A 10,548-nucleotide genomic window follows, 5' to 3' on the forward strand; every position below is an offset into this window, starting at 1 on the left:
CCTCCCGCCCCTTCGCCACCGGGGGCAGGAACCGCCCGTCCCCCGACGTCGACGGCCGTATGCACCCGCCGGTCCGCGAGGTCGCCCGGCGTGCTTCGCCGGGCAGCCGGGCCGCGCCGGTCGCCGGGGTTGCGGCGGACCGTCCGGATTTCAAAGACGTTTCAATCAGGCCGGCTGCGCCCGTCCTCGCACTTCTCTTGACTGCCGCTGTGTACGGACCTAGGTTGTGGCGCGTTCGTATTGAAACGTTACAGTCCGGCGTTGGCTGACGTCGTGCGAGGAGCACCCGAGAGGACCACGCATGCCCCGTTCCGACGACCAACGGCCATGCCGGGCACCAATCCGCGGACGGCTGCCCGTCGGGGCCGCGGGAGTGGCGGCCGCGCTGCTGCTCATCGTGACCGCGGGGCAGGTTCCCGCCGCCGCGGGCAGCCCGGCCGGCGCCGACGCCGCCTGCCCGTGGGTCGGTTCGAGCGCCTCGCCCGCGCAGCGCGCCGCGCAGGTGCTCGCGCGGATGACGACGGACGAGAAGCTGTCGATGACCCACGGCAGCGGGCTGCCCGGCTACGCGGGGGTGGTGGCCCCCATCCCACGGCTGTGCGTGCCGGCCCTGAACCTCAACGACGGCGGCGCCGGCGTGGTGATGGGCGGCACCACCGCGATGCCGGCACCGGTCGCCGCCGCGGCCAGCTGGGACCCGGCGGCCGAACTGTCCTACGGGCAGGTGGTCGGCGCCGAGGCGAAGACCAAGGGCATCAGCGTCGACCTGGGTCCCGACACCAACCTGGAGCGCGACCCGCGCGGCGGGCGGGTGTTCGAGATGGCGGGCGAGGACCCGTACCTGTCCGGGGCGATGACCACGCAGTACGTGAAGGGCGTGCAGTCCAAGGGCGTGATGGCCGACATCAAGCACCTCGTCGCCAACGACACCGAGCAGAACCGCAACAACGGCAACGCGATCGTCGACGAGCGCACGCTCAACGAGATCTACTACCCGGCGTTCAAGCAGGCCGTCCAAGAGGGCGGCGCGGCCTCGATCATGGCCGCGACCAGCCTGGTCAACGGCGTGCACGCCAACGAGAACGCCACCTTGCTGAAGGACACCGCCAAGCAGGACTGGGGTTTCGACGGTTTCGTGGTCACCGACTGGGACGGCGCGCGCAGCACCGTGCAGGCGGCCAACGCCGAGCTGGACCTGAACATGCCCGCCCCCGGCAACTTCGGGCAGCCGCTGTCGGACGCCGTCCGCTCCGGCCAGGTGAGCATGGCCGTGCTCGACGACAAGGTGGCGCGGCTGCTCACCGAGGAGTTCGCCTACGGCCTGTTCGACTCCACCGCGGGCTCCCCCGGCGCCACCGCCACGACGCCCGAACACGTCGCCACCGCACGGGACATCGCGGCGGAGGGCACCGTACTGATGAAGAACAAGGGCGGGCTGCTCCCGCTGAAGACCGCCGGCACCCCGTCGATCGCGGTGATCGGGGCGGCGGCGAAGGACGCGCCGATCACCGGGGGCGGCGGCAGCTCGCATGTGCCGGTGGACTCGTCGTCGGTGGTCACCGTCGCGGACGGCCTCGCCGCGCGCGCGGGCTCCTCGGTCCGGGTGGACACCGTCGGCTCCTGGACGGGGGCGGCCTCCTCCACCGCCGGCGGCTCCGACCAGCCGGCCAACATGTTCGACGGCGACCTCGGCACCCGCTGGTCCAGCGGCACGCCGATGGCCGACGGCCAGTGGGTGACCGCCGACATGGGCGGCTCGCACCCGATCGACCGGATCACCCTGGACGCCGGCAACGGCACCGACTACGCCCGCGGTTACCAGGTCTACCTCTCCGCCGACGGCAAGGACTGGGGCTCCCCGGTCGCCGAGGGGACCGGCACCGGCCAGGTGGTCACCGCTACGTTCACCGCGCGGCAGGCGCGGTACGTCAAGATCGTGCAGACCGGGTCGGCGAGCAGCTGGTGGTCGATCGCCGAGCTGACCGCGTACACCGCGGACGGCAGCGGCGGGCAGACCGCCGTGGGGCGCTCGGGCGTCCGCGTGCCGGGGGTGACCGACAAGCTGCCGACCGTTCCCTCGGCGCGCTTCACCACCGCCGACGGGCAGCAGGGCCTCACCGCCAGCTACTTCAACAACCTCGACCTGTCCGGCGCCCCCGCGCTCACCCGGGTCGAGCCGGACATCGACGACCACTACACCGCGGCGCCGGGACCGGGCGTCAACCCGGCCGGGTTCTCGGTGCGTTGGAAGGGTTTCCTGACCGCGCCGGTCACCGGCACGTACACCTTCTCGATGGCCAACACCGGCGGGATCAGGATGACCGTGGGCGGCCAACCGGTCTTCCAGGACTGGGCGCAGTACGGCCCGGGGGTCTCCGCGATCCACCTCGAGGGCGGGGTGCGGACGCCGATCACGGTGGAGAACTACCAGCCGGTGAACGGCCCGACCGGGCCGGTGGCCGGCACCCCGACCAGCCCGCCCGGCAACGGCTCCGTCACGCTCGGCTGGCAGGTGCCCGACACCGCCGCGATCGCCGCCGCGGCGGCCGTCGCCAAGCAGGACAGCGTCGCGGTGGTGGTCGTCAGCGACGACGAGAGCGAGGACGGCGACCGGCAGAACCTCACCCTGCCCGGCGCGCAGGACGACCTGGTCGAGGCGGTCGCCGCCGCCAACCCGCACACCGTCGTCGTACTGAACACCGGTGCCCCGGTGCTGATGCCGTGGCTCGGCTCGGTCGACGGCGTGCTGGAGTCCTGGTACGGCGGGCAGCAGAACGGATCGGCGCTGGCGTCCGTGCTGTTCGGTGACGTCGACCCGTCCGGCAAGCTGCCGCAGACCTGGCCGGCGAGCATGTCCCAACTGCCCACCGCCGACCCCTCCCGCTACCCGGGCACCGTGGATGTCGCGACCAACACCACCGACTTCCACTACAGCGAGGGCCTGGACGTCGGCTACCGCTGGTACGACGCCCACCATCTGACGCCGCTCTTCCCGTTCGGCTACGGCCTGACCTACTCGTCGTTCTCCTTCGGCGGGCTCAGCGTCTCGCCGGGAGCGGCCGACGCGGCGGGGCCGGTGAAGGTCTCGGCGACGGTCCGCAACACCGGCAGCCGTACGGCCTCGGAGGTGGCGCAGCTCTACGTCGGCGACCCGGCCGGCGTCGGTGAACCGCCCAAGCAGCTCAAGGGCTTCCAGCGCGTCACGCTCCGGCCCGGCCAGTCCCGGCGCGTGACCTTCACCCTCGCCCCGTCCGACCTGCACACCTGGGACGACGCCACGCACGCCTGGAAGACGAACGACGGCACCTACCGGATGTACGTCGGCGACTCCTCGCGCGACCTGCCGCTGACCGGCAGCTACACGCTGCGGCGCTCCACCGGCACCCGCGCGGTCACCGCGCAGGCTCCCGCGACCCTCGACCCGGCGCACGGCGGCGTGGTGACCACCACGCTCACCGCCGGCGGCACCCAGACCCTCGGCCACGTCAGGCTCGGCCTCGACGTGCCGGCCGGCTGGACCGCCAAGGCGCGCACGACCGCGCAGTTCCGCAGCGTGAAGCCCGGCACCCGGCTCACCACCTCCTGGCTGGTGACCCCGGCCGCGGGCGCGCAGGACCGGCTGTGGCGGCTGACCGCCGAGGCTTCCGCGGACGGCGGCTACCGCACGGCGAGCGGGCTCCAGGTCACGGTCGGCCCGCTGGTGTCGGCGACGCTCTCCTCGACGGCGAAACTCGCCACGACCGGCGGCGGTTACCCGGCCACGCTCACCCTGCGCAACACCAGTGACCAGCGGGTCTCGGTGGGCGTCGGGACCGCTCCGCCGGCCGGGGTGACCGTCGCGCCCGCGACGGCCTCGGTGCTGCTCGCGCCCCGGGCGTCGGTGACGAAGCAGCTGACCGTCACCGTCGGGGACGACGCGAAGTCCGCCTCGATCGACCTCACCGGCACGGTCACCGCGGCCGGGCAGGACTACCCGCTCCAGGGCGGCTCCCTGGACCTGCCGCTGCTGTTCGGCTCGCCGGCCGCCGCCTACGACAACACCGCGGTCAGCGACGACTCCGCGCCGCAGTCCGCCGACTTCGACGGCGCCGGCTACAGCTACTCCGCCCAGTCGCTGGCCGGTGCCGGCCTCGCGCCCGGGCAGCCGGTCCCGCACGGCCCGGCGGCCCTCATCTGGCCGTCCGCCGCGGCCGGCAATCCCGACAACGTGGTCGCCGCCGGGCAGAACATCGCGGTGCGCGGCAGCGGTTCGCACCTGTGGTTCCTCGGCTCGGCGAACAACGGCAGCGGCTCGGGCACCGGCACGCTCACCTACACCGACGGCAGCACCGCACCGTTCACCCTCGGCCTGACCAACTGGACCCCGAGCACCCCGCTGCCCGGCGACGACCTGGTCGCCACCGCACCCACCTGGAACCGCCCCGCAGGCAGCGGCTACCCGGCGGGCACTTCGGTCAGCGTCTACGCGACGAAGGTCCCGCTGGCCGCCGGCAAGACCCTCGCCTACGTCACCTTGCCCACCACCGTCACCGGCGACCAGGCCGGTACCCGACTGCACGTCTTCGACATCGCCGTCGAATAACGACCTGGGGAGTAACGACCCCGCACCTCAACCGCATCTCACCCGTACCTTCCTCGCACCTCGCACCCCCACCGGATCACCCGTCAGGAGCGTGAGTTGAAAAGGATCATTTCAGCGGTCGTCCTCCCGGTCGCCGCACTGGTCGCCGTCATGGCACCACCCGCAGCCGCCGCCGGCCCGACCAGGGCCCCGCACTACCCGAGTCTGGCCGCGGCGTTCGACAACTCCGGTATCAGCACGGCCGCCGCGCCCGCCGCGGCGGATCTCGACGGTCTGGGCAACAGCTTCGTCGCCGACGACCTGACGGCCGCCGACTGGGGCCCCGGCGCCGCCGTCACCGTCGGCGGGACCCGGCTCACGATGCCGGACACCGCCCCCGGCCGACCTGACAACGTTATCGCGGACGGTCAGCGCATCGCACTGCACGGCGCCGGATCGGCGCTGACGTTCCTGGTCACCGGCACGGCCGCCGACGCCGCCGGCTCCGGCACGATCAGTTACGCCGACGGCAGCAGCCAGAGCTACCGGCTGAGCGCGCCCGACTGGTACAGCGGGCCGAGCGACGCCATGGCGGTGCGCACCTCCCGCCGTAACACCCCTGCGGGCCCGACCGCGTTGGACGTGAAGCTCTATGCCGTGTCGGTGCCGCTCGACGCCCGCAAGCGGCCGGCCGCGGTGACGCTGCCGACGGTCGCCGGGGCGGACGGCGCCGCGGCGCCCGAACTGCACGTGTTCGCGCTCGGACTGCGGCCGGTGCCGGCCGGGTGGACCGCGACCTGGTCCGCGGCCGTCGACGACGGCCTGGCATCGTCCGTGTGGACCGACCGCACCCTGCGGATGGTGGAGCACACCAGCGTGGGCGGCAACCGGGTGCGGATCAGGCTCGACAACGCCTTCGGGCCCAAGCCGCTGACGGTGGGCCACGCGACGATCGCGGTGCGCGCGTCCGGCGCCGTGCCGACCGCCACCCCCGTCACGCTCACCTTCGGCGGCAGGCAGCGGGTCACGATGCCGGCCGGCGGGCAGGCGTACAGCGACCCGCTGCCCTTCTCCGTGCCCGCCGACAGCGACCTGCTGGTCAGCCTCTACCTGCCGGGCGCCGTCCAGTTCGCCCCGGCGCACAGCCTCGGCCTCCAGGACATGTACTCGACCGACGACGGCGGCACCGACGAGGCGGCCGACGGCGCCGACTTCCCCGTCCACAACCTCTTCGACTTCTGGACGGTGCTGTCCGGCATCGAGGTCACCGGCCCCTCGCACAGCACCGTGGTCGCCCTCGGCGACTCGATCACCGACGGCTACACGTCCACGGTCAACGGCAACCAGCGCTGGCCGAACTACCTCGCCCGGCGCCTGCTCGCCAAGGACGGCCCGAAGGCACCGGCCGTCGCCGACGAGGGGATCAGCGCCAACAAGGTGCTCACCGACCTGTTCAACGGCCTGCCGAACACCGGCGCCGGGGGTATCAAGGCGACCTCCCGGCTCGACCGCGACGTCCTCAGCCAGGGCGGCGTGCGCACCGTCATCGTCCTGGAGGGCATCAACGACGTCGACTCCGACGCCTCGGCCGCCGACGTGATCGCCGGCCTGAAGCAGATCGCCGCGACCCTCCACTCGTACGGGCTGCGGGTCGTCGTCGGCACCCTCACGCCGACCGAGGGCTGCGGCTGCACCACCCCCACGCGGGCGGCGGCACGCGACCAGATCAACGACTTCATCCGCCACAACGACGGCGCCTTCGACACGTGGGTCGACTTCGCCGCCGCCGTCGGCAACCCGGCCGACCCGGAGGCGATGCTCCCGCAGTACGACTCCGGCGACCACCTGCACCCCAACGGAGCGGGCTACCAGGCCATGGCCGACGCCATCGACCTCACCAGGCTCTGACCGAAGGCCCGTTCGCGCCACGCGACACGGAGCAACGGGCACGGGGTGCCCCCACCGAGCATGCGGGGGCGCCCCGTTCGGGCAGGTGGGAGGTACCGCGCGGGCCGTCACGGTGCCGCACGACGACCGCCGCGGCTACGACGACGCTGCCAGCGGGCACCGTCGGCGGCGACCAGTCGACCCCTGCGCCACCTTCACCACCAGGCCCGCCCCGGGTACGCACGCACCCGGGGCGGGCCGTCCCTTTCACCACAACCGGCGCGGCGCCGGCACCGGTGGGGTCGGCCGGCGGGCGCGGTGCCTATCGCGCAGCGGCATCGCACAGCGCCACGGCGAGCGCGACCTCCGTGCCGGCCAGACCGACCGAGCAGAAGACCGTGATCTGGTCCGGGTCGGTCCTGCCCGTCGCCGCGTGGGCCAGGATCGCGCCGAGTTCCACCATCCGGTCGGTGGGGAACAGGTGCGCTTCGGAGTAACCGCCCGCCTGGGCGCGGGAGTCCGTGAGGATCACATCCGCCCGGTCCCCCAACTCGGCGGGCAGCTCGTGCCGGGAGACCGTCTTGGGGCCGACCGTCGTCACATGTGTGCCCGGCGCGATCCAGTCGGCCTCCAGCACGGGCACCGCGCTGGAGGTCGCCACGATCACCACCTCACGTTCACGTACCGCGTCCTCGACCCGGGGCACCGCGCGGACGGCCACCCCGAGTTCTTCGCCGGCGCGGCGGGCGAACTCCTCGGCGCGCCGCAGGTCTCGGGCCGCCACGGTGACGGCTTCGAGCGGCCGGACCGCGCGGACCGCCCACAACTGCGTCCACGCCTGCGTGCCCGTCCCGACCAGTCCGACCCGGACGGGTCCGGGCCTGGCCGCCACGTCCACCGCGACGGCGCCGATCGCCCCGGTCCGCCGCGCGCCGAGTTCCGCACCGTGCACGAGGGCGCGCAGCCTGCCGGCCGTGGCATCCCACACGGCCACCAACTGCTCCGCACCGGCGAACGTGTCGTACGCGCGAAAGCCGAACAGCCCTTGAGCGGGCAGGCACCCGGCGGTGAAGACCAGGTCCCCCGCACCGAGGTCGGCCCGCACCCGTGGCGGCGCCTGGAGCGCGCCGTCATGGTGGGCCAGGATCGCCGACCGCATGACTTGGACGGTCGTCGCCGCGTCGAGCCGGCCGCGAACATCGTCGTCGTCGAACACCAAGGGGAACACCGATCACGCCTTTCCCGGGGAGCAGAACCGGAGCACCACACTGTCGGGTCCGCGGCGGTCGGGGCATCCGCCGTACGACCGATGTCGCTCAGCCCTTCGTCGCTGGACTCGGAGCCGGAACTCCGCGGGACGGATCGAGATCGAGACGGTCGACATCACAGCGGATGGTGTCGCGCCGGGGGCGAGGGCGGCGAGGCGCGGGTAGGGCCTTCCGCGGGCGGTGAGTTGGCGGCTTCGCGCTCCAACGGGCCGCCTGGAGCGGTTCGTTCGGGGTGCCGGCGGCGGGCGGCCGCTTCTCCGGCGGCGCGGGGGGCCGCGGGCTGACGCGGGAACGGCGGCCGCGTCCGGCATCATGCTGGACATGACCGACTCCGAACCCGGCAGCACCCCCGGAACCGGCAGGGTGGCGCACCAGCGGGTGCCGATGACCGGCCGCGATCCGGCGGAGCAGGGCCGGGTCTCCACCCCGCTGGAACTCCTGCTCGACCTGACGTTCGTGGTCGCCGTCGGCACCGCGGCCTCGCAGTTCGCCGAGATGCTCGCCGCAGGGCACACGGCGCAGGCGGTCGCCGCGTTCGTGCTGGCGATGGTCGCGATCAGCATCGCGTGGATCAGCTTCAGCTGGTTCGCGTCCGCGTTCGGCACGGACGACTGGCTCTACCGGGCGCTGACCATGGTGCAGATGATCGGCGTCGTCGTGTTCGCGCTCGGCCTGCCGGCGATGTTCCACTCCGTCGAGGACGGCGGCCGGCTCGAACTGCGCGCGATGGTCGCCGGATACGTGGTGATGCGCGTCGCGATGGTGCTCCAGTGGTGGCGCGCGGCCCGCGACTCACCGCCCTTCCACGACGTCGGCATGGCGATGATCCGGTGGACGGTGTTCGTCCAGGCCGCCTGGACGGTGGTCGGCTTCACGCATCTGCCGCGCGCCGCCGTCTTCGCGGCCTTCGTCGTACTGGCCGCGCTGGAGCTGCTGTTGCCGGTGCTCGGCCAGGGCGGCGCCGGCGGCACACCCTGGCACCCGCACCATGTCGCGGAGCGGTACAGCCTGTTCGCGATCATCACGCTGGGCGAGGGCGTGGTCGGCACCGTCGCGTCGTCCGGCGGTCTGCTCGGCGGCGCGGACGGCACGCACTGGACCGGCACCGCGGTGGCCGTCGTCGTGGCCGGCGTCGGACTGACCTTCGGGATGTGGTGGGTGTACTTCACCACCCCGTTCGGCGACATCCTTGTGCACCGCCGCAGCCGCGGCTACCTCTTCGGGTACGGGCATGTCCCCCTCTTCATCGGGATCGCCGGCGCGGGCGCCGGGCTGCACGTCGCCGGCCTGTACCTGGAGCACCACTCGGTGTTGAGCGCGACCTCGGTGGTGCTGTCGCTCGCCCTCCCGGTCGGCCTCTACCTGCTGATGGTCTACCTGCTGCACACGCTGCTGCTGTCCGCGCAGGACCGCTTCCACCTGCTGCTGATCTCCCTCACGCTGGCGATCCTCGTCGCGGCGGTGCTCCTGGCCACGGCCGGTGTCGCGCTGTCGGTCTGCCTGCTGGTGGTGATGCTCGCGCCCTTCGTCACCGTCGTCGGCTACGAGACGGTCGGGCACCGCCACCAGCGGCAGATGCTGGACGACCTCGCCGGGCCGGACGAGGGTTGAGGCGCGCCGCGCGGCACCGCGGTCCCGTGCCCCTGCCCGCTGCCCGCTGCCCGCGGCCCGCTGCCCGCGGCCCGTACGGTCGGTCCCGGTCGGCTCACGCCCGGTCGGTGCGGGGGAAGACGTACTCGTCGAGGACGATGCCGAGCGCCACCGCCGCGGGGATCGCCACCAGCCCGCCGACAATACCGAGCAGGCTCCCCCCGATCAGGACCGCGACGACGGTGACGACCGGGTGGACGTCCACCGCGAACTTCATGGCCCGCGGCATGATCAGGTAGTCCTCGGCGACGCGGAAGGCGATCGAGAAGGCGGCGGTGGCGATGGCGACGGGCAGGGACACGGACAGCGCGACGAGGCTGACCGCGACCCCGCCGACGGTGGAGCCGATCACGGGCACCATGTCCACGAGGGCGACGAAGAAGCCGAGGGCGGCGGGGTAGGGCACGCCGGTGGTCTCGCACCAGACGAAGATGGCGGCACCGGCGATCGCCGAGGTGGCGACGTTGCCGAGCATGAAGCGGCCGACCCGGCTGAGGATCTCCTCGCTGACCGACTCGGCCCTGGTCCGGCGGGTGCCGGGCACGAAGCGGTAGCAGAACCGTTTGATCGTGGGCAGCGCCACCATGACGTAGAGGGTGACGGTGACGACGATCGCGGTGGAGGCGACCGCGCTGATCACGAGCTGTCCGGCGCCGAGCACGCCCCCGGCGATCTCGGACGCGCCCCCGCCGGAGCCGAGTCGCTGCCGGACCTTCTCGATGACGTGGTAGTGCTCCTCCAGGCGGCCCAGGGTGGTGTGGTGGTCGTGCAGTTGACTGCGCCAGCGCGGCACGTCGTTGGTGAGCGCGGCGATCGCGGCGCTCACCGGCGGGATCACCAGTGCCACGAAGCCCGCCAGGACGCCGGCGAGCCCGGCCGTCACCATCGCCACCGAAAGGCCCCGGCGCAGCCCGCGCCGGCACAGCCACGCCACGACCGGTTCCAGGCTGACCGCGATGAAGACCGCGAGCAGCAGCAGTGTCAGCAGCTCGCTCATCCGCAGCACGGTCCGCACCAGCATCCAGGCGAGCACCGCGCCCAGCCCGGTGCCGAAGCCGACGCCGAACCAGGAGCGGCGGGCCGCCGGGAGGAGCGCGCCCAGGCGCGGCCGGCGGTAGGAGGTGTCGATCGCGGGAGCGGCCGGCGCCGGCGGCAGCGCGGTGTCGGCAGGCAGGACGGTCA

Annotated in this window: 5 protein-coding genes; 3 read left to right on the top strand and 2 right to left on the bottom strand. The window is 73.2% G+C overall.

Annotated features, from left to right (window positions below; genetic code table 11):
- Positions 1 to 301 precede the first annotated feature (301 nt).
- Both AC13HU_RS21530 and AC13HU_RS21535 read left to right on the top strand, forming a co-directional pair.
- A complete protein-coding gene (locus tag AC13HU_RS21530) occupies positions 302 to 4,582 on the top strand; it encodes a glycoside hydrolase family 3 C-terminal domain-containing protein (RefSeq protein ID WP_483043550.1) in 4,281 nt (1,426 codons plus the stop codon).
- A 96-nt stretch (positions 4,583 to 4,678) separates the two neighbouring features.
- Positions 4,679 to 6,469, top strand: coding sequence for an SGNH/GDSL hydrolase family protein (locus AC13HU_RS21535; RefSeq protein ID WP_483043551.1), 1,791 nt, complete (start codon positions 4,679 to 4,681; stop codon positions 6,467 to 6,469).
- Positions 6,470 to 6,770: 301 nt separating this feature from the next.
- On the opposite strand, the gene AC13HU_RS21540 is transcribed toward AC13HU_RS21535, so the two are convergent.
- Entirely contained in the window at positions 6,771 to 7,676 is a 906-nt protein-coding gene (locus AC13HU_RS21540; protein WP_483043552.1) for an ornithine cyclodeaminase family protein, read from the bottom strand.
- Between the two features lie 361 nt (positions 7,677 to 8,037).
- Here AC13HU_RS21540 and AC13HU_RS21545 point away from each other — a divergent pair, with 361 nt between their 5' ends.
- Entirely contained in the window at positions 8,038 to 9,327 is a 1,290-nt protein-coding gene (locus tag AC13HU_RS21545) for a low temperature requirement protein A (protein WP_483043553.1), read from the top strand.
- A 94-nt stretch (positions 9,328 to 9,421) separates the two neighbouring features.
- Here the strand turns inward: AC13HU_RS21545 and AC13HU_RS21550 are convergent.
- A partial coding sequence (locus AC13HU_RS21550) for an AI-2E family transporter (protein ID WP_483043554.1) occupies positions 9,422 to 10,548 on the bottom strand: 1,127 nt, incomplete at its 5' end.

This window comes from Streptomyces sp. NH27 (genome assembly GCF_056859195.1).